The organism is Streptomyces sp. NPDC005435, from assembly GCF_040703155.1.
In the GTDB taxonomy this organism is placed as follows: Bacteria; Actinomycetota; Actinomycetes; order Streptomycetales; family Streptomycetaceae; genus Streptomyces.
Genome location: NZ_JBEXEQ010000031.1, coordinates 30611 through 53252, shown reverse-complemented (window position 1 = coordinate 53252; position 22642 = coordinate 30611). Strand labels below are relative to the sequence as shown.

The 22642-nt window shown below is 72.6% G+C and carries 21 protein-coding genes and 1 pseudogene; 14 read left to right on the top strand and 8 right to left on the bottom strand.

Annotation, left to right across the window (positions count from 1 at the left end; all coding sequences use genetic code 11):
- The first annotated feature begins 11 nt into the window (after nucleotides 1-11).
- Genes tal through AB0898_RS29645 form a run of 6 tightly spaced genes read left to right on the top strand, consistent with a single transcriptional unit; the run spans nucleotide 12 to nucleotide 6924 of the window.
- Nucleotides 12-1154 carry a transaldolase gene (gene tal / locus AB0898_RS29670; RefSeq protein WP_366806117.1) on the top strand — a complete coding sequence of 381 codons (1143 nt, stop codon included), beginning with the start codon at nucleotides 12-14 and terminating at the stop codon, nucleotides 1152-1154.
- On the top strand, nucleotides 1154-2866 hold the full coding sequence (gene zwf, locus AB0898_RS29665; RefSeq protein WP_366806116.1) for a glucose-6-phosphate dehydrogenase: 1713 nt from the start codon (nucleotides 1154-1156) through the stop codon (nucleotides 2864-2866). Before tal ends, zwf begins: the two co-directional genes overlap by 1 nt.
- Entirely contained in the window at nucleotides 2863-3789 is a 927-nt protein-coding gene (opcA, locus tag AB0898_RS29660) for a glucose-6-phosphate dehydrogenase assembly protein OpcA (RefSeq protein ID WP_366806115.1), read from the top strand. The genes zwf and opcA overlap by 4 nt, the downstream gene beginning before the upstream one ends.
- A 1-nt stretch (nucleotide 3790) precedes the next feature.
- The gene (pgi, locus tag AB0898_RS29655) at nucleotides 3791-5446 is read left to right on the top strand and encodes a glucose-6-phosphate isomerase (RefSeq protein ID WP_366806114.1); all 1656 of its coding nucleotides are present in this window, start codon (nucleotides 3791-3793) and stop codon (nucleotides 5444-5446) included.
- Between the two features lies 1 nt (nucleotide 5447).
- Nucleotides 5448-6326, top strand: coding sequence for a phosphogluconate dehydrogenase (NAD(+)-dependent, decarboxylating) (gnd, locus tag AB0898_RS29650; protein ID WP_366806113.1), 879 nt, complete (start codon nucleotides 5448-5450; stop codon nucleotides 6324-6326).
- A 4-nt stretch (nucleotides 6327-6330) separates the two neighbouring features.
- The gene (locus AB0898_RS29645; RefSeq protein ID WP_366806112.1) at nucleotides 6331-6924 is read left to right on the top strand and encodes a histidine phosphatase family protein; all 594 of its coding nucleotides are present in this window, start codon (nucleotides 6331-6333) and stop codon (nucleotides 6922-6924) included.
- 82 nt (nucleotides 6925-7006) lie between these two features.
- On the opposite strand, the gene AB0898_RS29640 is transcribed toward AB0898_RS29645, so the two are convergent.
- Complete coding sequence (locus tag AB0898_RS29640) at nucleotides 7007-7447, bottom strand: PPOX class F420-dependent oxidoreductase (RefSeq protein WP_366806111.1); 441 nt, start codon at nucleotides 7445-7447, stop codon at nucleotides 7007-7009.
- A gap of 95 nt (nucleotides 7448-7542) precedes the next feature.
- Here AB0898_RS29640 and AB0898_RS29635 point away from each other — a divergent pair, with 95 nt between their 5' ends.
- The 3 genes from AB0898_RS29635 (at nucleotide 7543) to AB0898_RS29625 (ending at nucleotide 10788) form a co-directional block, all read left to right on the top strand.
- Complete coding sequence (locus tag AB0898_RS29635) at nucleotides 7543-8139, top strand: TetR/AcrR family transcriptional regulator (RefSeq protein ID WP_366806110.1); 597 nt, start codon at nucleotides 7543-7545, stop codon at nucleotides 8137-8139.
- On the top strand, nucleotides 8136-9494 hold the full coding sequence (locus tag AB0898_RS29630; RefSeq protein WP_366806109.1) for an MFS transporter: 1359 nt from the start codon (nucleotides 8136-8138) through the stop codon (nucleotides 9492-9494). The genes AB0898_RS29635 and AB0898_RS29630 overlap by 4 nt, the downstream gene beginning before the upstream one ends.
- Before the next feature lie 70 nt (nucleotides 9495-9564).
- On the top strand, nucleotides 9565-10788 hold the full coding sequence (locus AB0898_RS29625) for a serine hydrolase domain-containing protein (RefSeq protein WP_366806108.1): 1224 nt from the start codon (nucleotides 9565-9567) through the stop codon (nucleotides 10786-10788).
- Between the two features lie 70 nt (nucleotides 10789-10858).
- On the opposite strand, the gene ribA is transcribed toward AB0898_RS29625, so the two are convergent.
- Entirely contained in the window at nucleotides 10859-11518 is a 660-nt protein-coding gene (ribA, locus tag AB0898_RS29620) for a GTP cyclohydrolase II (protein ID WP_199584337.1), read from the bottom strand.
- A gap of 39 nt (nucleotides 11519-11557) precedes the next feature.
- On the opposite strand from ribA, the gene AB0898_RS29615 reads away from it, so the two are divergent.
- Nucleotides 11558-12424 (top strand): creatininase family protein, encoded by an 867-nt coding sequence (locus AB0898_RS29615; RefSeq protein WP_366806130.1) that lies wholly within the window; start codon nucleotides 11558-11560, stop codon nucleotides 12422-12424.
- A gap of 101 nt (nucleotides 12425-12525) precedes the next feature.
- Here AB0898_RS29615 and AB0898_RS29610 read toward each other — a convergent pair.
- The 5 genes and pseudogenes from AB0898_RS29610 to AB0898_RS29590 form a co-directional block, all read right to left on the bottom strand.
- Nucleotides 12526-13245, bottom strand: a pseudogene (locus AB0898_RS29610) (YbhN family protein); the annotation flags it as partial.
- Nucleotides 13246-13442: 197 nt separating this feature from the next.
- Entirely contained in the window at nucleotides 13443-14432 is a 990-nt protein-coding gene (locus AB0898_RS29605; protein ID WP_366806107.1) for a class I SAM-dependent methyltransferase, read from the bottom strand.
- Nucleotides 14429-15742 (bottom strand): glycosyltransferase family 4 protein, encoded by a 1314-nt coding sequence (locus AB0898_RS29600; protein WP_366806106.1) that lies wholly within the window; start codon nucleotides 15740-15742, stop codon nucleotides 14429-14431. The genes AB0898_RS29605 and AB0898_RS29600 overlap by 4 nt, the downstream gene beginning before the upstream one ends.
- Entirely contained in the window at nucleotides 15739-16137 is a 399-nt protein-coding gene (locus AB0898_RS29595) for a 6-carboxytetrahydropterin synthase (RefSeq protein WP_366806105.1), read from the bottom strand. The genes AB0898_RS29600 and AB0898_RS29595 overlap by 4 nt, the downstream gene beginning before the upstream one ends.
- Nucleotides 16138-16317: 180 nt before the next feature.
- The gene (locus AB0898_RS29590) at nucleotides 16318-17301 is read right to left on the bottom strand and encodes a dehydrogenase (protein WP_366806104.1); all 984 of its coding nucleotides are present in this window, start codon (nucleotides 17299-17301) and stop codon (nucleotides 16318-16320) included.
- Nucleotides 17302-17408: 107 nt separating this feature from the next.
- On the opposite strand from AB0898_RS29590, the gene AB0898_RS29585 reads away from it, so the two are divergent.
- Nucleotides 17409-18185, top strand: a complete 777-nt coding sequence (locus AB0898_RS29585; RefSeq protein WP_366806103.1) for a CDP-alcohol phosphatidyltransferase family protein — start codon at nucleotides 17409-17411, stop codon at nucleotides 18183-18185.
- Between the two features lie 62 nt (nucleotides 18186-18247).
- Here AB0898_RS29585 and AB0898_RS29580 read toward each other — a convergent pair whose 3' ends face one another.
- A complete protein-coding gene (locus AB0898_RS29580) occupies nucleotides 18248-19033 on the bottom strand; it encodes an SAM-dependent methyltransferase (RefSeq protein WP_366806102.1) in 786 nt (261 codons plus the stop codon).
- Nucleotides 19034-19315: 282 nt separating this feature from the next.
- On the opposite strand from AB0898_RS29580, the gene AB0898_RS29575 reads away from it, so the two are divergent.
- Genes AB0898_RS29575 through AB0898_RS29565 form a run of 3 tightly spaced genes read left to right on the top strand, consistent with a single transcriptional unit; the run spans nucleotide 19316 to nucleotide 22634 of the window.
- Entirely contained in the window at nucleotides 19316-19813 is a 498-nt protein-coding gene (locus tag AB0898_RS29575) for a hypothetical protein (RefSeq protein WP_366806101.1), read from the top strand.
- Complete coding sequence (locus AB0898_RS29570) at nucleotides 19813-21198, top strand: hypothetical protein (RefSeq protein WP_366806100.1); 1386 nt, start codon at nucleotides 19813-19815, stop codon at nucleotides 21196-21198. Before AB0898_RS29575 ends, AB0898_RS29570 begins: the two co-directional genes overlap by 1 nt.
- Entirely contained in the window at nucleotides 21195-22634 is a 1440-nt protein-coding gene (locus tag AB0898_RS29565; RefSeq protein ID WP_366806099.1) for a VWA domain-containing protein, read from the top strand. The genes AB0898_RS29570 and AB0898_RS29565 overlap by 4 nt, the downstream gene beginning before the upstream one ends.
- Nucleotides 22635-22642 lie beyond the last annotated feature (8 nt).

Sequence of the window (22642 nt, the reverse complement as noted above, 5' to 3'; positions counted from 1 at the left end):
ACGAAGAAAGAATGAGCACTGTGACCGAAGCAATCAGCACCCCCGGTTCCCTCAAGCGCCTCGCCGACGAGGGCGTCTCGGTCTGGCTGGACGACCTGTCGCGCAAGCGGATCACCTCGGGCAGCCTCGCCTCCCTGGTGACGGACGGCGGCGTCGTCGGCGTCACCACCAACCCCTCCATCTTCCAGGCCGCCATCGGCTCGGGCGAGGGGTACGAGGAGCAGCTCACCGACCTGGCCGTGCGCGGCCTGACCGTCGACGAGGCCGTCCGCATGATGACGACCGCCGACGTGCGCGACGCCTCCGACATCCTGCGCGGCGTGTACGACGCCACCGAGGGCCGCGACGGCCGGGTCTCCATCGAGGTCGACCCCCGTCTGGCCCACCACACCGTCGCCACCGTGGCCGAGGCCAAGCAGCTGAACTGGCTGGTCGACCGCCCCAACGTGATGATCAAGATCCCGGCCACCAAGGCGGGCCTGCCGGCCATCACCGAGGTCATCGGCCTGGGCATCAGCGTCAACGTGACCCTGATCTTCTCCCTGGAGCGCTACCGCGAGGTCATGGCCGCCTACCTGGCCGGCCTGGAGAAGGCCAAGGAGCGCGGCATCGACCTGTCGCGGATCCACTCCGTGGCGTCCTTCTTCGTGTCCCGCGTGGACTCCGAGATCGACAAGCGCCTGACCGCGCTGGGCACCGACGAGGCCCTGGCCCTCAAGGGCCGCGCGGCCCTCGCCAACGCCCGTCTGGCCTACGAGGCGTACGAGGAGGTCTTCTCCTCCGACCGCTGGCAGGCGCTGGCCGCCGCGGGTGCCCACAAGCAGCGTCCGCTGTGGGCCTCCACCGGTGTGAAGGACCCGGCGTACAAGGACACCCTGTACGTGGACGAGCTGGTCGCCCCCGGCACCGTCAACACCATGCCCGAGGGCACGCTCAAGGCCACCGCCGACCACGGCGACATCACCGGTGACACGGTGACCGGCCGCTACGAGCAGGCCCGCGCCGACCTCGCCGCCGTGGAGAAGCTGGGCATCTCCTACGACGAGGTCGTCCAGCAGCTGGAGGACGAGGCCGTCGCCAAGTTCGAGGCGGCCTGGATCGAGCTGCTGGACGCCGTGACCGAGTCCCTGAAGAGCAAGGGAGTGGACGCGTAATGGCAAGCAAGTCAGCCGGGGCCAAGCCGGCCCCCGCCGAAGCCGAAGCCGGGGCCGCGCAGGCCCCGGCCCCGGCCGAGGCCAAGGCGGCCCCCGCCGAGGCCGGGACCAAGACGCGCGCCAAGGCCAAGGAGCGGCCCGCCGCCGCCCGCGCGGCCGAGCAGGTGCGCGTCCCGGTGGCCCCGGCCGCCGACTGGGAGAACCCGCTGCGCGACGCCCGCGACCGCCGGCTGCCCCGCATCGCGGGTCCGTCGGGCCTGGTCATCTTCGGTGTCACCGGTGACCTCTCCCGCAAGAAGCTGATGCCGGCGGTCTACGACCTCGCCAACCGCGGTCTGCTGCCGCCGGGCTTCTCCCTGGTGGGCTTCGCCCGCCGCGACTGGGAGGACCAGGACTTCGCACAGGTCGTCCACGACGCCGTCAAGGAGCACGCGCGCACGCCGTTCCGCGAGGAGGTGTGGCAGCAGCTCGCCGAGGGGATGCGCTTCATCCCCGGCGACTTCGACGACGACACCGCCTTCGACCAGCTCAAGCAGGCCGTCGACGAGCTGGACGCCTCCCGGGGCACCGGCGGCAACTTCGCGTACTACCTCTCGGTTCCGCCGAAGTTCTTCCCCAAGGTCGTCCAGCAGCTCAAGAAGCACGGCCTGGCCGATGCCCCCGAGGGCTCCTGGCGTCGCGCGGTCATCGAGAAGCCGTTCGGCCACGACCTGGCCAGCGCGCACGAGCTGAACGCGATCGTGCACGAGGTGTTCGAGCCGGACCAGGTGTTCCGGATCGACCACTACCTCGGCAAGGAGACCGTCCAGAACATCCTGGCGCTCCGCTTCGCCAACCAGATGTACGAGCCCATCTGGAACCGGTCGTACGTCGACCACGTCCAGATCACCATGGCCGAGGACATCGGCATCGGCGGCCGCGCGGGCTACTACGACGGCATCGGCGCCGCCCGTGACGTCATCCAGAACCACCTGCTCCAGCTCATGGCGCTCACCGCCATGGAGGAGCCGATCGCGTTCGACGCGGACTCGCTGCTCACCGAGAAGCTGAAGGTCCTGAAGTCGGTCCGCCTCCCCGACGAGCTGGGCGAGCACACCGTGCGCGGCCAGTACGCCTCGGGCTGGCAGGGCGGCGAGAAGGTCGTCGGCTACCTCGAAGAGGACGGGATCAACCCCGAGTCGACCACCGACACCTACGCGGCCGTGAAGCTGGAGATCGACAACCGCCGCTGGGCGGGCGTGCCGTTCTACCTGCGCACCGGCAAGCGGCTGGGCCGTCGCGTCACCGAGATCGCGATCGTCTTCAAGCGCGCCCCGCACTCCCCCTTCGACTCCACCGCCACGGAGGAGCTGGGCGAGAACGCGATCGTCATCCGCGTCCAGCCGGACGAGGGCATGACCGTGCGCTTCGGCTCCAAGGTGCCCGGCACCTCCATGGAGATCCGGGACGTCTCGATGGACTTCGCCTACGGCGAGTCCTTCACCGAGTCCAGCCCCGAGGCGTACGAGCGGCTCATCCTGGACGTGCTCCTCGGCGACGCCAACCTGTTCCCGCGCACCCAGGAAGTGGAAGAGTCCTGGAAGATCCTCGACCCGATCGAGGAGTACTGGGACACCCACGGCAAGCCGGCGCAGTACGACTCCGGCAGCTGGGGACCGCGGGAAGCAGACGAGATGCTCGCACGAGACGGACGGAGCTGGCGCAGGCCATGAAGATCGACCTGACCGACACCACGGCAAGCAAGATCAACAAGGCACTGGTGGAGGGCCGCCGAGCGATCGGCACCCCGGCCGTGGGCATGGTCCTGACGATGGTCATCGTCACGGACGAGGAGAACGCCTACGACGCGATCAAGGCCGCCGAGGAAGCCTCGCACGAGCACCCCTCGCGCACCCTGGTCGTCATCAAGCGCCACCCGCGCACCCTGCGCGACCGGACCAACTCCCGGCTCGACGCCGAGGTCCGCGTCGGCTCCGAGGCCGGCGCCGGCGAGACCGTCGTACTGCGCACCTACGGCGAGGTCTCCGACCACGCCGGGTCCGTCGTGCTGCCGCTGCTGCTCCCCGACGCCCCCGTGGTCGTCTGGTGGCCGGTGGAGGCCCCGGAGGCGCCCTCCAAGGACTCCCTGGGCGCGCTCGCCCAGCGCCGGATCACCGACCTGTACGCGGTCGAGCGGCCCCTGGAGGTCCTGGAGACCCGGGCCCGCACCTACGCGCCCGGCGACACCGACCTCGCCTGGACCCGGCTCACCCCGTGGCGCTCGATGCTCGCCGCCGCGCTCGACCAGGCGCGGATCAAGGTGACGTCGGCCGCCGTCGAGGCCGAGGCGGACAACCCCAGCGCCGAGCTGCTCGCGCGCTGGCTGGAGGCCCGCCTGAACGTGAAGGTGGACCGTGTCGTCAGCGGCGGCCCGGTCGTCACCGCCGTACGGCTCGGCACCGACGAGGGCGAGATCGTCATCGACCGGCCCGAGGGCCCGCTGGCCACGCTGACCCTGCCGGGCCAGCCGCCGCGCACCCTGGCGCTGAAGGTCCGCCCGACCTCGGAGCTGATCGCCGAGGAGCTGCGCCGGCTCGACGCAGACGAGATGTACGCCATCGCCCTCAAGGGCGAGGCCACCAAGGAGAACTCCTGACATGTCCGACGCACCGTCAGACACCCCCAAGCTCACCCGCAGGCCCGAGTGGACGGCGCTCGCCGACCACCGTGCCACGCCCCAGCCGCACCTGCGCGAGCTGTTCGCGGCGGACCCGTCCCGCGCCCAGCGGTACGTCGTCCGGGTGGGCGACCTGCACATCGACTACAGCAAGAACCTGGTCACGGACGAGACCCTGGCCCTGCTCCAGGAACTCGCCACCGCCACCGGCGTGTTCGGGCTGCGGGACGCCATGTTCCGCGGCGACCGCATCAACGTGACCGAGGACCGGGCGGTCCTGCACACCGCGCTGCGGGCGCCGCGCGAGGCGGTCGTCGAGGTCGACGGCGAGAACGTCGTCCCGGCCGTGCACGCCGTGCTCGACAAGATGGCCGGCTTCGCCGACCGCGTCCGCTCGGGCGAGTGGACCGGCCACACCGGCAAGCGCATCAAGAACGTCGTGAACATCGGTATCGGCGGCTCCGACCTGGGTCCCGCCATGGCGTACGAGGCGTTGCGGGCGTTCACGGACCGCGAGCTGACCGTGCGGTTCGTGTCCAACGTGGACGGCGCGGACCTGCATGAGGCGATCCGGGATCTGGATCCGGCGGAGACGCTGTTCATCGTGGCGTCGAAGACGTTCACGACGATCGAGACCATCACGAACGCGACGTCCGCGCGGCAGTGGCTTCTTGAGTCGCTGGGTGACGAGAAGGCTGTGGCGCGGCACTTCGTGGCGTTGTCCACGAACGCGGAGAAGGTCTCCGGGTTCGGGATCGACGTGGACAACATGTTCGAGTTCTGGGACTGGGTCGGCGGGCGGTACTCGTTCGACTCCGCCATCGGCCTGTCGCTGATGATCGCGATCGGTCCGGAGCGGTTCCGTGAGCTGCTGGACGGCTTCCGGATCGTGGACGAGCACTTCCGCACGGCTCCGGCGGAGGCCAACGCGCCTTTGCTGCTGGGCCTGTTGGGGATCTGGTACAACAACTTCTTCGACGCGCAGTCGCTGGCGGTCCTGCCGTACAGCCACTATCTGTCCAAGTTCACCGCGTACTTGCAGCAGCTGGACATGGAGTCCAACGGCAAGTCGGTGCAGCGGGACGGCGCGCCGGTGGAGTGGCAGACCGGTCCCGTGGTGTGGGGTACGCCGGGCACCAACGGGCAGCACGCGTACTACCAGTTGATCCACCAGGGCACGAAGCTGATCCCGGCGGACTTCATCGGATTCGCGCGCCCGGCCGAGGAGTTGAGCGACGCGCTCAAGGGCCAGCACGACCTGCTGATGGCCAACTTCTTCGCCCAGACCCAGGCCCTCGCCTTCGGCAAGACGGCCGACGAGGTCCGCGCCGAGGGCGTGGCCGAGGAGCAGGTCACCGCGCGCACCTTCCGCGGCAACCACCCCACCACGACCGTCCTGGCCCCCGAGCTGACCCCCTCCGTGCTCGGCCAGCTCATCGCCCTCTACGAGCACAAGGTGTTCGTCCAGGGCGCGGTCTGGAACATCGACTCCTTCGACCAGTGGGGCGTCGAACTCGGCAAGGTCCTCGCCAAGCGGATCGAGCCCGCCCTCACCGAGGGCGCCGAGGTCCCCGGCCTCGACCCGTCCACCACGGCCCTCGTCGCCGCCTACCGTTCCCTCAAGGAAGTGAACTGACATGCAGCTCGGACTCATCGGTCTCGGCAAGATGGGCGGCAACATGCGCGAGCGCATCCGCCGCGCGGGCCACCAGGTCATCGGCTACGACCGCAACCCGGAACTGACCGACGTCAAGGACCTCGCCGAGCTGGTCGAGAAGCTCGACGCGCCGCGCACCATCTGGGTGATGGTCCCGGCCGGCACCGCCACCCAGGTCGTCGTCGACGAGCTGAAGGACCTGCTCTCCCCCGGTGACGTCGTCGTGGACGGCGGCAACTCCCGCTGGACGGACGACGAGAAGCACGCCGCCGAGCTGGCCATCAAGGGCATCGGCTTCGTGGACGCGGGCGTCTCCGGCGGCGTCTGGGGCCTGGAGAACGGCTACGCGCTGATGGTCGGCGGCGACAAGGAGAACGTCGACCGTCTGAAGCCCATCTTCGACGCGCTCAAGCCCGAGGGTCCCTACGGCTACGTGCACGCAGGCCGCGTCGGCGCCGGTCACTTCGCCAAGATGGTCCACAACGGCATCGAGTACGCCATGATGCAGGCGTACGCCGAGGGCTGGGAGCTGCTGGAGAAGGCGAACTCCGTGGACAACGTCCGCGAGATCTTCCGCTCCTGGCAGGAGGGCACGGTCATCCGCTCCTGGCTGCTCGACCTCGCGGTCAACGCCCTGGACGACGACGAGCACCTGGACGAGCTGCGCGGCTACGCCGAGGACTCCGGCGAGGGCCGGTGGACCGTCGAGGCCGCCATCGACAACTCGGTGCCGCTCCCGGCCATCACCGCGTCGCTGTTCGCCCGCTTCGCGTCCCGCCAGGACGACTCGCCGCAGATGAAGATGATCGCCGCGCTGCGCAACCAGTTCGGCGGCCACGCGGTCGAGAAGAAGGGCTGAGGTCGTGGGGGACCTCCTGCTCGTCCGCCACGGCGAGACGGAGTGGAGCCTGTCGGGACAGCACACCAGCTGGACCGACCTGCCGCTCACCGCACGCGGTGAGGAGCAGGCCAGGTCCCTCGCTCCCCTGCTCGCCGGGCGCGGCTTCGCCGTCGTCCTGACCAGCCCGATGGGCCGGGCCCGGGACACCGCCCGGCTGGCCGGTCTGACCGGCGCCGAGTCCGACCCCGACCTGGTCGAGTGGGACTACGGCGGCTACGAGGGCGTCAAGACCGTCGACATCCATGAGACCCGGCCCTCCTGGAACCTGTGGACCGACGGGGTGATCCCCGGTCCCGAGGGTCATCCCGGCGAGTCCCCCGGGCAGATCGGGGCGCGCGCCGACCGGGTCCTGGCCCGGGTGGACAAGGCGCTCGAAGCGGAGGGCGAGGACGTGATCCTGGTCGCGCACGCGCACTTCCTGCGGGTGCTGACCGCGCGCCGACTCGGCCTGCCGGCCGCCGACGGCCGGCTGTTCCAGCTGGCCACGGGGACGGTGAGCCGGCTCTCCACGGAGCACGGGCGGCCCGTGATCGTGGAGTGGAACCGGCAGCCCTGACAGCGCCGGGGTTCGCGTGACGTGACCGGACGAGGCCCGGACCACCGTGTGTGGTCCGGGCCTCGTCGTGTCCGCGGAGTTCTCACTTCCGGGGCACCCCGTAGACACGGTCGACGCGCAGCTTCACCACCAGCCGCCGGTCGCGGACCATCGCGGCGCGGTAGTCGTCCCAGTCCGGGTGCTCGCCCAGCACCTCCCGGTAGAGCCGGATCAGCTCCTCCACGGTCTCGTCGTACGGGTCCTCGGCGACGGGGGTCAGCTCCACCGTGCCCTCGGCGACCGTGTACGCCCAGCGGTCGTCGCTGGTGACGTAGTAGGAGGCGCGGGGTTCGCGGCGCAGATTGCGGGTCTTGGCGCGGTCGTCGGTGACCGAGACGCGGATGATCCGCTCGGCCGGGTCGTAGGCGTGGCTCACGTTGGACAGCTGGGGGCGGCCGTCCCTCTTGAGCGTGACCAGCACACCGCCGTGCCCCTCGGAGAGCAGCGTGAGCAGGGCGTCCTGCGTCGTCGCGTCGTCAGTCATATCCGGGTCAACGGGCGGTGGCGGGCGCAGCATTCCCCGACGGGCGTTCCCCGACGCCGTAGACACTGTCTACTGTCCCCTGGTAGACACTGTCTATGAGTGAGTCGCCGAAGAACGAGTCCGACCCGGGGCTCCGGTCCCGGCTGGTCGACGCCGGGGTGGCCCTGCTGGCCGCCGAGGGGGTGCGGGCGCTGAGCCTGCGGGAGATCGCCCGGCGCGCGGGGGTCTCGCACGGGGCACCCCGCCGGTACTTCCCCACGCATCTGGAGCTGCTGTCCGCCATCGCGCGGCGCGGCTTCGAGGAGCTGGGCGTCTCGGTGCGGGCCACGCTCGGCTCCCGCACCGACGACCCGCGCGAGCGCACCGAGGCTCTGGCGCGGACGTATCTGCGCTTCGCGCTGGAGAACCCCGGGATGTACGAACTGATGTTCCGTCACGATCTGCTGGAGAGCGGCCATTTGGGACTGCGGGACACCAGCCTGCCGCTGTTCGGCGTGCTCGTGGAGCTGGTGGGCCGGGTACGGCCGGAGGCGGACGCCCGCCAGGTCGCGGGGGCCCTGTGGGCGAACCTGCACGGGCTGGCCCAGCTGTGGCGCTGGGGCAGCCTCCAACTGGTCACCGGGGACGCGGACTTCGAGCCGCTGCTGCGGGCCTTCCTGGCCGCGCACCTCGGCCCGGAGGCGGGCCGGTGAACCGGCGGCTGACGCTGGCGTGCAGTGTGGCCGGTGCGGTGCTGGTCGCCCTGGACGGTACGGTCCTCATGGTCGCCCAGCCGTCCCTGCAGAGGTCGTTGCACGCGTCGTTCACCGGGGTGCAGTGGACCAGTACCGCGTATCTCCTGGTCGTGGCCAGCCTGTTGGTGTTCGCGGGGCGGCTCGGGGACCGCTACGGGCAGCGGCGGATGTTCGCGCTGGGGATGCTCGGGTTCGGGGCGGCGTCGGCGGCCGTCGGGTTCGCGCCCGGCATCGGCTGGGTGATCGGACTCCGGGTCGTCCAGGGGGTGTTCGCGGCGCTGCTCCAGCCCGCCACGCTCGGGATGCTGCGGGCCGCGTATCCGCCGGACCGGCTGGCGATGCCGCTCGCGGTGCGGACGAGCGCGATCGGGCTCGCGGCGGCGACGGGGCCGCTGGTGGGCGGCGCGCTGGCGACCTGGCTGGGCTGGCGGGCGGTGTTCCTCCTCGGGGTGCTCCCGGCACTGGCTTTCGGACTGGCCGCGCTGGGCAGGGAGGCGCCGAGGGCCACCACCGCCGGCCTCGATCTCCCGGGCGCGCTGCTGCTCGCGGTGACCTTGGCGTCGCTGGTGCACGCGCTGTCCGCGCCCGGTGCGACGGCCCTGCCCGTGCTCGCCGTCTCGGCGGTGGCGGGCGCGGTGTTCGTACGGCACGAACGGCGCACAGCGCGCCCGCTGTTGCCGCCCGGGGTGATCGGCGCGGGGCCCGTGGGGGCGGCGCTCGGCATTCTGGTCGCCCTGTCGGCCGCGATGTTCGGAACGCTGTTCGCGGAGACGTACGTGCTCCAACGCGGCCTGGGACTCGACCCGTTCGAGAGCGCGGTGCGCAGTGTGCCGCTCGCGGTGATGATGATCGCCTCGGCGCCCTGCTGTCCCGCGCTGCTGCGCCGCTGGGGCGCCCGGTGGACGACCGGTGCGGCCACGGTGCTGCTCGCGCTCGGCGCGCTGACCCTGTCCCGGGCCACGGGAACGCTCGCCCTCGGCCTCGGATTCGCCCTGCTGGGCACGGGGTTCGGCACGGTGATGGTCGCGGCCACCCATGTCGTCGTACGCCAGGTGGAGTCGACGGCGGCCGGGGTCGCGGGCGGGCTTCAGCAGACCGCGCTCAACATCGGTCCGGTGGTGGGGGTGGCGGCGGCGACCGCGCTGATGGACGCGGGGCCGCGTACCGCGCTGTACGTGTTCGCGGCGCTCGCGGCGGCGGCCGTACCGGTGGCCCGCGCACTGCCTCAACGAGCCGTCGCGGGCGGTGCGTTGGACGCCGACGCGCGGGAAGCCGCCGTACGGGTCCTTCCCGGCGATCCTGCGCGACCATGAGAAACAACAGGTCGTCCCGGTGACCGAGCCGGACCGCACGGCGTACGACGCGACCGTAGGAGAGCGAGCGATGGCACAGCTGCGACAGGAAGCCGACCCGGAAGAGGCGGGGCTGGACGCGAAGGCACTGGACCGTCTGGACCAGCACTTCGCCCATTACGTGGACGAGGGTCGGCTGCCCGGCTTCCTGGTGTCGGTGGCCCGGGGCGGCCGCGTCGCGCATCTCACCGTGCACGGTCACCGCGACCGCGCGGCGGGGCTGCCGGTGGAGCCCGACACGCTGTGGCGGATCTACTCCATGACCAAGCCCGTCACCGCCGTCGCGGTGCTGACGCTGGTGGAGGAGGGCCTGCTGTCCCTGGACGACCCGATCGACCGCTGGTTGCCGGAGTTCGCCAACCCGCGCGTGTACGACGGGGGTTCGGGAGCGGACGTACGCACCCGGCCGGCCGCCGGCCCGATCCTCGTCCGTCATCTCCTCACCCACACCGCGGGGCTGACGTTCGCCTTCTACCACGGCCACCCGGTGGACGCCCTCTACCGCGAAGCGGGCCTGGAGTCCTCCGTGCCGCCCGGCGCGGACCTGGCGGAGACGGTGGCCGTATACGCCCGCCTGCCGCTCCAGTTCGAACCCGGCACCCAGTGGAACTACTCGGTCGCCTCCAACGTGCTGGGCCGCCTCATCGAGGTGGTCTCGGGGCGCCCGCTGGACACGTTCTTCGCCGAGCGGATCCTCGGCCCGCTCGGCATGACCGACACGGGCTTCCATCTGACGCCCGAACAGCTGCCCAGACTGGCCGAGTTGTACGGCGAGACCGAGGACGGCGGCATCGAACCCGTCGCCGGTCTGCCCCTGCGCGGCCGCCCGCGCTTCCTGTCGGCCAGCGGCGGCCTGGCCTCGACGGCCCACGACTACCACCGCTTCATGGAATTCCTGCGCCGGGGCGGGGAGTTGGACGGCGTCCGGCTGCTCCGCCCGGAGACCCTGGCCCGGATGACCCGCAACCAGCTCCCCGGCGACGCCGTCCTGCGCGCCTTCGGCGCCCCCGCCCACCGGGAACGCGCCAACGACGGCCTCGGCTTCGGCTTCAACGTCTCCGTCGTCACCGACCCCGCCCGCACCCTGGCCCCCTCGGCGCCCGGCACCTACGGCTGGACCGGTGTCGCCACGACCGCCTTCTGGGTCGCCCCGGCCCACGACCTCACGGTCCAGTTCATGACCCAGCTCCGCCCGAAGACCCTGAAGGTGTTCCCGGAGCTGCGCCGCCTGGTGCACGAGGCGGTGACGGGCTGAGACGTCCGGACGCGGCGCGAGTCCGGCCGGGGTCCGGCCGGACTCGTCGGATGATCCCGTCGTGCCGGGGTCAGGAGCCGTGGCCCACCGCGTCCAGGTGCGGAAGGTCGTGGTCCAGGCGTTCGCGCTTGGTGCGGAGGTAGGTGATGTTGTTCTCGCTGGGCTCGATCAGGAGGGGGACCGTCTCCGCGACCTCGATGCCGTGGCGGGTCAGCGCCTCGCGCTTGCGGGGGTTGTTGGACATGAGGCGGACCGAGCGGACGCCGAGGTCGTGCAGGATCTCGGCGGCGACCCGGTAGTCCCGGGCGTCCACCGGGAGACCGAGGGCGAGGTTGGCCTCGACCGTGTCCAGCCCCTCCGCCTGGAGCGCCATCGCGCGCAGCTTGGCCAGCAGACCGATGCCACGGCCCTCGTGGCCCCGCAGGTAGACGACGATCCCGCTGCCCTCGGCGGCGACCGCGCGCAGCGCGGAGGACAGCTGCTCACCGCACTCGCAGTGCTGCGAGCCGAACGCGTCCCCGGTCAGGCATTCGGAGTGCAGCCGGGTCAGCACGCTCTCCTCGCCTATCTCGCCGAAGACCAGGGCGACGTGTTCGTCACCCCGGTCGTGGTCCAGGTACCCGATCGCCTGGAATTTCCCGTACGCGGTGGGCAGCGGGGTATTCACGACGCGTTCCGCGCCCGAACGCCGCGGGGACTTCTTGCCGAGGACGCCGAGGTTTTCTGTCATGATCTGATTCCTAAGCAGAGACGAAAGGCCGTGAAAAAGATGAGTGGTTCGGGCGCGCGTGCGGCGGCGGCACACGGGGTGCTGCCGGCGGACACCACGGAGGACGTACGGAAGCGGGGGGCGGGTGTCTCAACGCAGGTCGCCGTCCTTCCCGTAGGCAGCTTCGAACAGCACGGCGCGTACCTGCCGCTGGCGACCGACACGCTCGTGGCGTGCGCGGTGGCGCGGGAGATAGCCGCCGCGTACCCGGTACACCTCCTTCCCCCGGTGACGGTCTCCTGCTCCCACGAACACGCGGCCTGGCCGGGAACCGTCAGTATCTCCTCCACCACCCTCCACGCCATCGTGCGGGACATGGCGGATTCGTTGCGCCGTTCGGGTGTCGAGGCCCTCGTGGTGGTCAACGGCCACGGCGGGAACTACGTCCTGGGCAACGTCGTGCAGGAGGCCTCCGCGCGCGGTGAGCGCATGGCGCTCTTCCCGGCCGCCGAGGACTGGGAGGCGGCCCGTGAGCGCGCGGGAGTGGTCACCTCGCTGCTCACCGACATGCACGCCGGGGAAATCGAGACGTCCATTCTGCTGCACGCTCATCCCGAATTCCTCCGCCCTGGTCATGAGACCGCCGATTTCACCGCCGACGACCGCCGTCATCTGCTCACCACGGGAATGTCCGCCTACACCGAATCGGGCGTCATCGGCCGGCCGTCCCTGGCCACGGCGGAAAAGGGCAAGAGTCTGCTGGCGAGCCTGGTGGAGGATTTCGCGCCGTACTTCGAGCTGCTGACCTCCGGCGAGCTCCCGGCCTCGGGAGAACTCGCGGCCTCGGGAGAACTCGCGGCCCCGGGTGAGCTCGCGGCCCGCGAGGCGCCCGTCTCCGGCGAGCTTCCGGGCGCTGTACGCGGGTAGCCCCGCAGCCCGGCGTACCAGCGGGCGACGAGGACGACCGCGCCGGGCAGGCTCGCCACGAAGCTGAGCACGCCGTAGACGACCGCCACGGCGACCCCGCTGCTCGCGCCGAGCCCGGCCGCCGCGAACGCCCAGGCGGTGACGCCCTCGCGGGGGCCGAAGCCGCCGACGTTCAGCGGCAGGCCCATCGCGACCAGCGCGAGCACCGCGAGCGGGAGCAGCACCGCGACGGAGGCACCGCTCCCGGCGACCCGGGCGGCGACGACGAACATCCCGAGGTGTCCGGCGAGCACGACCGCCGAGGACAGCGCGACCCCGGGCCCGCTCTCGCGGGACAGCAGCCCCCGGCGCGCGTCGGCGAGGACACCGGCGCGCCGGGGCCCGGCGGCACCCCGGTTCAGCCGTACGGCGACCGCGACCGCGACGGCTCCCGCCACCGCGAGGGCGGCCGGCGCGGCGACGGTGCGCACGTCGTCCCGTACCGGCGAGGGCAGCGTCAGCAGCAGCGCGGTGCCGGCGACGGCGAGCGCGATCTGTCCGGCGACCCGCTCCAGCACGACGGCCTTCACCGCGCGCCGCACGTCCCCGGCGCTCTGCCCGTGCCGTACCGCGCGGTGCACATCGCCCAACACCCCGCCCGGCAGGGCCGCGTTGAGGAAGAGCGCGCGGTAGTAGTCCGCCACGGCGGCACCCAGCGGCAGCCGGATGCCGAGCCCGCGTGCCGTCAACTGCCAGCGCCAGGCGCTGAACACGGTGGTCAGGAGACCGACGCCGAGCGCGATCAGCACGGTTGGCGTGTCGATCCGGCGCAGGCCGTCCATCAGCGGGCCCGTGCCGAGCCGCCACAGCAGTCCGCCGAGGATCGCGACGCCGGCGACCGTGCCGAAGTGGGTGCGCAGCGCACGGGAGTTGAATCGCCTCCGTGCGCCGCTCTCCGCCACGGGCACGGTCTCGTCCGGTGCGGCCGGACGTGTCTCCCGTACGCGAACCTCCGTGGCGGTGTCCCCCGTTGGCGCGTTCACCCCACGCCTCCCGCCGGGCGCGGCAGGGCGAGCAGATCGCTGTGGTGCACGACGACGCGCAGCTCGCCCGCGTCGAGCGCGGCCAGCCGGTCGGTGAGGTAGGCCGCGGCGCGCTCGCGCAGCTCGGGCCGCTGCTCGACCGCCGCGCCCACCCAGCCGCGCAGCCACTGCGCGGTCAGCGCGGCGTGCTCGGGGCCGAGCCGCCACGGGCTCGGGTGCACCCGTACGGTCGCCCCGTGGTCGGCGAACGCCTGGCAGGCGACGGCGACCGCGTCGGGGCCGAGCATCCCGGTGCGGCGCTGGTGGTCGTTGAACGCCTCGGCGAGCTGCGCGTCCAGCGGGTCGGCGGGCTCCAGTTCCACCCGCCCGGCGACGGACAGGGTGAGCAGCGCCGGGCAGCCCGCCCCGGCGCAGGCGGCGGCCAGGGTCTCGACCTCCTCGCGGCTGAGCACGTCGAGCAGCGCGGAGGCGGTGACCAGGTCGGCGCCGGTCAGCGCGTCCGGGGTGAGCCGGGCGACGTCGCCGCGCCGGGTCTCGACGGTGACCTGGGCGCCGTCGGCACCGGCGCGCGGGGAGGCGACGGCGGCGAAGTGCAGCAGGTAGGGGTCGAGGTCGTGCAGGACCCAGTGCTGGGCGCCGTCCAGGCGGGCCGCCAGCCAGCGGCCCATGGAGCCGGTGCCGCAGCCCAGGTCGTGCACGACGATCCCGCCGTTCTCCCCGGGCCGTTCGGCCATCCGGGTGCGCAGCGGCTCCAGCAGGACCTCGGCGCGGGCGTCGGCGTCGGCGGCCTCGCGCAGCTGCAGCCACTCGGGCGCGTACCGGGGTGCCTCCTCGGCGTCGCCCTCGCGCAGCCGTACGGTGGGCCGCTCGCCGGGGCGGGTCACGGGTCCGGCGCCCGCGATGACGTCGTCGGTGTTCACCGGGTGCTCCTCGGAGGGCGTGGAGTCGCCGGGCTGCGGCCCGGCGACCGTGGTCGTCTCGCTCATGCGGCCCTCCTCGGCGCGTCGGGGAGCCGGCCGAGCACTCCGGCCAGGCTGCGGGCGGTCGCGGCCCAGCCCGCCAGCGCGGAGCGGCGGCCCCGGGCGGCGGCCTTGAGGCGGCGGCGCACGTCAGCCTCGTTGAACCAGCCGCGCAGCTCGGCGGCGATGGCGCCGGGGTCCTCCGGCGGGACGAGGATGCCGGGCACGCCGCCGTCGGGGGCGCGGCCGACGGCCTCGGGCAGTCCGCCGACGTCGGTGGCGAGGACCGGGATGCCCCGGGCCAGCGCCTCGGTGACGGCCATGCCGTAGGTCTCGGCGTACGAGGTGAGGACCATCAGGTCGGCGGCGGCGTAGCTGGCGTCGAGGTCGGCGCCCGAGCGCGGCCCGGTCAGGTGCAGCCGGTCGGCGAGGCCGTACCCCTCGATCTGGGCGCGCAGCCCGTCGACGTACTCGGGGTCGTGGCCGAGACCGCCGACCAGCGAGCAGGTCCAGGGCAGGTCGCGTACGGCGGCGAGCGCCTCGACCAGCCGGTGCTGGCCCTTGCGCGGGGTGACGGCGGCGACGCACACCAGGTGCGAGACGCCGTCGGTGCCGGGCGCGAGGGGGGCGATGTCGGCGCCGGGTGCGGCCAGGTGGACGCGGTCGGGGGCGAGGCCGTGGTGGGAGACCAGCCGGCGTACGGCCCAGTCGCTGGTGGCGATGACGGCGGGCACCGCGCGCAGCACGGCGCGCTCGCGGGCGTCCAGGTCGGCGGCGACGGCGGGGTCCAGGCCGGTCTCGTCGCCGAGCGGGAGGTGCACGAGGACGGCGAGGCGCAGCCGTTCGGCCTCGGGGACGACGATCTCGGGCACCCCGCAGGCGACCAGGCCGTCCAGGAGGACCACGGTGTCGTCGGGCAGCTCGCGCAGGGTGCGGGCGAGGCCCTCGCGGGCAGTGCTGTCCGGGTCGGGCCAGGCGCCGGGCGCGGCGTGCCGGACGACCTGCCAGCCGAAGCCGGGCAGGTCGAGGCAGACACGGCGGTCGTAGGCGTTGCCGCCGCTGGGGGCGGCGAGGTCGTCGACGCCGCCCGGCATGACGAAGTGCACGGTGCGCAGGGACATGGGGATGATCCCGACGTTCTGGGGGGCGGTGGGCTGCGGGGGGACGTAGGCGAGGGAGGCGGCCTTCGCGTGGTCGGGAGCGACCTTCGCGCGGTCGGGAGCCGCCGCGCGGTCGGGGCCGGCCTTGGCGCGGTCGGGGTTGGCCTTGGCACGCTCGGGGGTGGCCTTGGCACGCTCGGGGGTGGCCGTCGCGCGGTCCACGGTCAGATCGCTCACAGGTCACGCTCGTAACTCGCCCAGGCGATGTGCGATTCGTGCAGGGTCACCGAGAGGTTCGCCAGGCCCCGCGCTCCTTCGCCGAGGGCGCCCTTGTGGATGCGCTCGGCGAGCCGGTCTGCGATGACCTTGGCGAGGAACTCGGTGGAGGTGTTGACCCCCGCGAACTCGGGTTCGTCGTCGAGGTTGCGGTAGTTCAGCTCGCCGACCACGGTGCCCAGTTCCTTCGTGGCCAGGCCGATGTCGACGACGATGTTGTCCTCGTCCAGCTGCTCGCGCCGGAAGGTGGCGTCCACGAGGAACGTGGCCCCGTGCAGGCGCTGCGCCGGTCCGAAGACCTCGCCGCGGAAGCTGTGGGCGATCATCAGGTGATCGCGGACGGTGATGCTGAACAACGGACGACCCTCCAGGTGCGGCGCGTCTGGTGCCCCCCGCGGTTCCCGCCGGGGGTTGCCGACTAGTACGGCTGCCCGCTTGCTCGCGTTCAGCCGTCTCTCACTCTTTTCTCAGGTCAGGCGGTCGCGGGGACTGATTGCCTTTCACATCCGGGACGGGCGTGGCACCCGTTCTCCCGCTCAGCCGGCCGCGTCGTACCTGATGCGGTGGCACAGCGCGGGCAGCTCGCCGGAGGCCAGGCGGGGCATGACCTCGGGCAGTTCCTCGAAGGCACTCTCCCCGGTGACGAGCGCGTCCAGCGCGGGATCCGTCAGAAGGCCGAGCGCGAGGGCCATCCGTTCGGCGTAACCCCGGCCGGGCCGGGCGGCCGGGGAGACGGTGCCGACCTGGCTGGCGCGCACGGTGAGCCGGCGCGAGTGGAAGGCCTCGCCCAGCGGCAGGGTGACGCGCCGGTCGCCGTACCAGCTCAGCTCGATCACCGTGCCCTCGGGCGCGAGGAGTTCCAGGGCGCGGCCGAGGCCCTGTTCGGTGGCGCTGGCGTGGACGACGAGGTCGCAGCCGTCCAGGGCCTCGTCGGGCGTGGCGAATTCGACGCCGAGCGCGTCGGCGGTCTTGGCGCGGGCCGGGTCGGCGTCCACGAGCTGGAGCCGTACGCCGGGGAAGCGGGCGAGCAGGGCCGCGACCGAGCAGCCGACCATGCCGCCGCCCACCACCGCGATCCGGTCGCCGACGAGGGGAGCCGCGTCCCACAGGGCGTTGACGGCGGTCTCCACGGTCCCGGCGAGCACGGCGCGCGCGGCGGGCACGCGCTCGGGTACGACGGTGACCGCGCTCACCGGAACGACGTAACGGCTCTGGTGCGGATACAGACAGAAGACGGTACGGCCGATCAGCTCAGCGGGGCCCTGCTCGACCACGCCGACGTTCAGGTAGCCGTACTTCACCGGGGCCGGGAAGCCGCCCTCCTGGAACGGCGCGCGCATCGCGTCGTGTTGGCTCTCCGGCACCCCGCCCCGGAAGACCAGGGTCTCGGTGCCCCGGCTGACGCCGGAGTACAGGGAGCGGACCAGCACCTCGCCCTCGGCGGGTTCCGGGAGGGTGACGTCACGCAGCTCGCCGTGGCCGGGTGAACTGAGCCAGAACGCGCGGGCGGCGGGGTTCATCGGCATCCTCCTGAACGATCGGGAACTTGCTCACGTACCGAGAAGGGCACAGGCCGCGCACAGTACGCGGCGATGATCGACTCTGTCACTCGGCCGGAGGATGTGCGGTGGCCCTGAACAACACGTATGACGCGAGGCTTCAGCAGGAGACGGCCGTGGGAGCGGGCGTTCAGCTTCTGCTGCTGGCCCTGCTCGGCACGGCCATCGGCATGGGGGTGGCCGGCTGGCTGACGGGGCTCGCCTTCGCGTTCGCCACCTGGGCCGTCCTCTCCCGCGCCCTGCACCGCTCGGCGCTGCGCTCCTTCGGCCCGGCCAACCGGGTCACCCTCGGCCGGGCCACCCTGGTCGGCGGGGTGACGGCCCTGGTCGCCGACTCCTTCGAGAGCGCGCCCCCGGTCACCCTCCTGGTGGGCCTGACGGCCATCGCGCTCCTCCTGGACGGCGTCGACGGCAAGGTCGCCCGCCGCACCGGCACCTCCAGCGCGCTCGGCGCCCGCTTCGACATGGAGGTGGACGCGTTCCTCATCCTGGTCCTGAGCGTCTACGTCGCCATGGACCTGGGCCCCTGGGTCCTCCTGATCGGCTCCATGCGCTACGCCTTCGTCGCCGCCGCCCGCTTCGCCCCCTGGCTCAACGCCCCCCTCCCCCCGTCCTTCGCCCGCAAAACAGTCGCCGCCCTCCAGGGCATCTGCCTCCTGACAGCAGGCTCCGGCCTCCTCCCGTACACGGCGGAGCTCGCCGTGGTCCTGCTGGCGCTGGGGTCACTGGTGTGGTCGTTCGGACGGGATGTGGTGTGGCTTTGGCGGAACGCGCGGCAGGTGGCCGTGCCGGCGGAGGAGATCCCGGCCGTGCCCGCGAAGACGCCGGAGCTCGTCGCCGGCTGACAGCGGCGCGGCCGCACCGGTACACGCGTGCGGCCGCGCTCGTCGGGCCTGTCCGTGCCGCCCTACGGCACCCGCGCCACCCCCACATAGAACCCGCACCGCTCCTGCTCCGGAGCAGGCTCCTCCTGGTACCACTCGGTCGCGAACACGAGCCCGGGGTCGACGAGTTCGAGGCCCTCGAAGAAGGGCTCGACCTCGGCGCGGGTGCGCATGCGGAGGGGGATCGCGCCCTTCTTGTACGTGTCCTCGACCCGGTCCTTCAGCTCGGGGTGCTGGTCGGCGGTGCCGTGGGAGAGGACGACGTAGCTGCCCGGGGGGAGGGCGTCGACCAGGGTGCGGGTGAGGCCGTAGGGGTCCTGGTCGTCGGGCAGGAAGTGCATGAGCGCGATCAGGGACAGGGCGATCGGACGGGTGAAGTCCAGCCGCCGGCGGGCGTGTTCGAGGATCTCCTCGGGGCGGCGGACATCGGCGTGGATGTAGTCGGTGGCGCCCTCGGGCGTGCTGATCAGCAGCGCCTCCGCGTGCCGCAGGACGATCGGGTCGTTGTCGACGTAGACGATCTGCGCGCCCGGCGTGATCGCCTGCGCTATCTGGTGCAGGTTGGGCTCGGTGGGGATACCGGTGCCGATGTCGAGGAACTGGTCGATCCCCTGGTGGGCCAGCCACGCGGAGGCCCGGTGCATGAACTCCCGGTTGCGGGCCGCACTGCGCCGCGACTCCTCGGGCAGCGTCTCACCGACCTGCTGGTCCACGGGGTAGTTGTCCTTCCCGCCCAGCAGCCAGTCGTAGACGCGCGCGGGGTGGGGTTTGCTGGTGTCGATACGAGGGGCGGGTACGCCGGCGGTCACGGGACACTCCTCCATACGTGAGAACACGAGTAACCGAGCATCCGGCCGGGCGTGGGGCCGTCGACGGACGGCACGCACGCAGCAGGTCGGCGGCGCCAGCGTAGTCGTAGCCGCCGACAGTCGGTCCGGCGAGGGCGCGCTTCTTTCGCGGCGGCCCCGGCTTTCGCTGACGTTCCGTTAAAACCCCAGCTCAGCCCCGTTGTCAGTGGCTCCCCTTAGATTCGTTTCACGTTCCGCCGCTCTGGCGTGAGCGTCCCTTTTCGTGTGCATGGGAGTGGTGTGTTGTCCGGGTGGGAGAGGTCGAGCGCGGCGCGGGTGGTGCCGCCGGCGCGGCCGCGGAAGCTGGCCAAGGTGCCGTTCGTCGAGCTGGCCGACGGGCGGTTGCAGGGGGTGGTGTCCAGTGGGTCGGACATCGAGCGGGTGTACGTCTCCTCGGTCGCCGCGGGGTCCTACGCGTTCGCGTGCAGCACCAACAACAACCGCCCGTGCGGCGGGGCGCGCGGCACGTTCTGCAACCACATACGGGCGCTGATCGGCGAGGCCGTGCTGCAGTACGGCGGCGAGCGGGTGGCCCGGTATCTGAAGGCGGAGGCCGACGGCACCGACGCGGGCGCGCTCACCGCCGCCATGACGGGCACGCGCCCGGCGCAGGACGGGAGTTCGGCCGCGGCCCAGGTCTTCAGCCGCTTCCTGCGCCACCTCGCCTATCTCGAACTGCCCGCCACCACCGCGCCGTTGCCGGAGATGCAGTGGTTCCCGACCATGAAGGCGGTGGCCTGATGCGCGTCGACCTGCTCACCGATCCCGTCGAGGGGCTGGCGGAAGTCCTCGCCGCCGTGGACGGTTTCGACCAGGCCCTCACCGGCGGGCTGCTGCGCCCGCAGCCCGGGCAGGCGGAGGGGCTGGCCGGGCTCGCCGCCGCCGTCGCCGGATCGCCGCTGGCCGCGCGGGTCGCGGAGGCGGCCGAGAAGGCGGCCGCCGGGGCCGCGGGCGAGGACCACTTCGTCGCCCTCGCCGCCGCCCGCACCGCCCTGCTCGGCTCGGCGCACGACGCGCTGACCGAGCGGGTGCGGGAGGCGGTGGGGCGCGCGTGCGACGACGAACGCGCCATGGCCGGCGCCGAGCAGCAGCCCGTCAACCTCCTTCTCGCCGCCCGCAGTTGGCTGTGCGAGCTGGCGCGGGCCGGCTGGCAGGGCATCGACCACGAACTCGTCGGCGGAGCCGCGCCCGTGGTGTCCGCGATGCTGCCCGACCCGGCGCTGCGCCGGCTCGCCGCGCTGCTCGACGGTTTCGCCGCCGAGCTCGCCGCCTCCTGCCCGGGCGCGACCCTGGAGCGGATACCGGAACGGCGCTGGGCCGACCTGTGGTCACGGGCGCTGCTGCTGACCGTGCCGGGCGCGCTCGGCACCCCGGCCGTGACCGGGGTGACCGGCCGGCTGCTGCCGCTCGGCGTGGACGTGCAGGAGCACGCCACCGCCGTACAGGCCCAGGTGCACGCGGTGTTCGAGCCCGCCGACGGCGGTACGGCCCGGCTGGTGCGGGCCTCGGTGTCCGCGCCGAAGCCCGATTCGATCGTCGGCGCCGGTCTGTGGCAGCTGCTGCGCCCGCACATGTCGCTGCTCGCGGCACTGGGCGAGGGCCGGGCGATGGACCTGGACGCCATGCCGGTCACCGGCGAGGGCGACCTGCTGTGGGACGACGCGCGGGCCCGCGCCGGTGAGTCCGCCGGGCCGTTCACCACGGCCCGGGTGGCCCTGCCCACCGCCCTCGCCTTCCCGGCCGCGCCGCTCGACCGGCATCCGGCGCGGATCGCGGTGCCGGTCCTGGTGGAGGGGTACGCGGTGGACGAGACCGACGGCGTCGCCCTCGACCTCGCCGGGTGCCGGCTGCGGGTCGACGCCGACCGCGTCCCGGCCGCCGGGCCGCTCACGCCGGAGGCCGTCGCCGCGTCGTCCGCGTGCCTGGGGCTGCTGCGCTGGGACGACGGGGAGTTCCTGCTCCAGCCGCTCGCGGTGGAGCGGACGGTGCGGAAGAAGGCGGTCGCGGTGCACGCGGGTGCCTGGGCCGGCGGTACGACCGACAAGGCGGGGATACGGGCGGAGAAGGCGGCCACGGACGCGGTGACCGTGCTGCGCGAGCGGGCGGGGAGGCTGCTGCGCAAATGACCCAGGACACCTCGCAGGACATCACCCCCGGCACCGGCCGGGGCACCCCCGTCAACACCGCTCCCGATCCCCAGGAGAACCGCCGCCAGGTCCTCTACTGGCGTCTCCTCGCCCGGCTCTTCGACCCCGAGGAGCAGGCGGGGCTGGAGTCCGCGTCCCTCGCCGTGGTCGAGGACATCGGGCTGCCGCCCGCACTGCTCGACCCGGACGCCTCCGTGGACTCCGTCGTCCAGCGCCACCCTGAGCTGGCCGCCGAACTCGACGGCCTGATGACGCCCGAGCCGGACCCGGACGGCGCCCGCGACCGCACCGCCGAGGTACGCCGCGCCGCGCTCGCCTCCAAGCTGCTGCTGAACGTGTTCGCCTCCCGCCCCGGCGAGGTCACCGCCGGACAGCTGGCCCGCTGGCAGGCCGACGCCGACTGGCTGGAGCGGGCCCTCGGGTGCAAGCCGGGCGAGCTGCGCGGCGGCGGAAGCGGGGGCCGCACGGCGGCGGGCAACGGCACCGGCTACGGCGCGCCCGCCCCCGACCTGAGCCGGCTCGTCCCCGAGATCGGCCCCGAACTCGGCGCCATCGAGGCCGGGCTCGTCCAGCGGATGCGGCTGCGCGAGGTGCTGGCCGACCCGCAGCTGGCGGCCCGGCTGACCCCGAGCATGTCCCTGGTCGAGCAGCTGCTGCGCGACAAGGACAACCTCTCCGGGGTGGCCCTGGCGAACGCGAAGTCGCTGATCAAGCGGTATGTGGACGAGGTCGCGCAGGTGCTGCGCACCCAGGTGGAGAAGGCCACGGTCGGTGAGCTGGACCGCTCCGTGCCGCCCAAGCGGGTCTTCCGCAACCTCGATCTCGACCGCACCATCTGGAAGAACCTCACCAACTGGAGCCCGGAGGAGGAGCGGCTCTACGTCGACCGCCTCTACTACCGGCACACCAGCCGCAAGACGACGCCCCAGCGGCTGATCGTCGTGGTGGACCAGTCGGGCTCCATGGTCGACTCGATGGTCAACTGCACCATCCTGGCGTCCATCTTCGCCGGGCTCCCGAAGGTCGACGTCCATCTGATCGCCTACGACACGCAGGCGCTGGACCTCACACCGTGGGCGCACGACCCGTTCGAGACGCTGCTGCGCACCAAGCTCGGCGGCGGCACGGACGGTACGGTCGCCATGGCGCTCGCCCAGCCGAAGATCGCGGAGCCGCGCAACACCGTCGTGGTCTGGATATCCGACTTCTACGAGTGGCGGACCCAGGAGCTGTTCGACAGCTTCGCCGCCGTGCACCGCTCGGGCGCCAAGTTCATCCCGGTCGGCTCGGTGACCAGCTCCGGGCGCGGCAGCGTCAACCCGTGGTTCCGGGAGCGGTTCAAGGACCTGGGCACACCGGTGATCTCCGGCCACATCAAGAAACTCGTGCACGAACTCAAGACGTTCCTGACCTGATCAGCGGG

What these genes read in the sequence shown, in the direction of transcription:
- tal (WP_366806117.1), top strand. Translation starts at nt 12, where the DNA reads ATGAGCACTGTGACCGAAGCAATCAGCACCCCCGGTTCCCTCAAGCGC.
- zwf (WP_366806116.1), top strand. Translation starts at nt 1,154, where the DNA reads ATGGCAAGCAAGTCAGCCGGGGCCAAGCCGGCCCCCGCCGAAGCCGAA.
- opcA (WP_366806115.1), top strand. Translation starts at nt 2,863, where the DNA reads ATGAAGATCGACCTGACCGACACCACGGCAAGCAAGATCAACAAGGCA.
- pgi (WP_366806114.1), top strand. Translation starts at nt 3,791, where the DNA reads ATGTCCGACGCACCGTCAGACACCCCCAAGCTCACCCGCAGGCCCGAG.
- gnd (WP_366806113.1), top strand. Translation starts at nt 5,448, where the DNA reads ATGCAGCTCGGACTCATCGGTCTCGGCAAGATGGGCGGCAACATGCGC.
- AB0898_RS29640 (WP_366806111.1), bottom strand. Translation starts at nt 7,447, where the DNA reads ATGACTGACGACGCGACGACGCAGGACGCCCTGCTCACGCTGCTCTCC.
- AB0898_RS29635 (WP_366806110.1), top strand. Translation starts at nt 7,543, where the DNA reads ATGAGTGAGTCGCCGAAGAACGAGTCCGACCCGGGGCTCCGGTCCCGG.
- AB0898_RS29625 (WP_366806108.1), top strand. Translation starts at nt 9,565, where the DNA reads ATGGCACAGCTGCGACAGGAAGCCGACCCGGAAGAGGCGGGGCTGGAC.
- ribA (WP_199584337.1), bottom strand. Translation starts at nt 11,518, where the DNA reads ATGACAGAAAACCTCGGCGTCCTCGGCAAGAAGTCCCCGCGGCGTTCG.
- AB0898_RS29615 (WP_366806130.1), top strand. Translation starts at nt 11,558, where the DNA reads ATGAGTGGTTCGGGCGCGCGTGCGGCGGCGGCACACGGGGTGCTGCCG.
- AB0898_RS29605 (WP_366806107.1), bottom strand. Translation starts at nt 14,432, where the DNA reads ATGAGCGAGACGACCACGGTCGCCGGGCCGCAGCCCGGCGACTCCACG.
- AB0898_RS29590 (WP_366806104.1), bottom strand. Translation starts at nt 17,301, where the DNA reads ATGAACCCCGCCGCCCGCGCGTTCTGGCTCAGTTCACCCGGCCACGGC.
- AB0898_RS29570 (WP_366806100.1), top strand. Translation starts at nt 19,813, where the DNA reads ATGCGCGTCGACCTGCTCACCGATCCCGTCGAGGGGCTGGCGGAAGTC.
- AB0898_RS29565 (WP_366806099.1), top strand. Translation starts at nt 21,195, where the DNA reads ATGACCCAGGACACCTCGCAGGACATCACCCCCGGCACCGGCCGGGGC.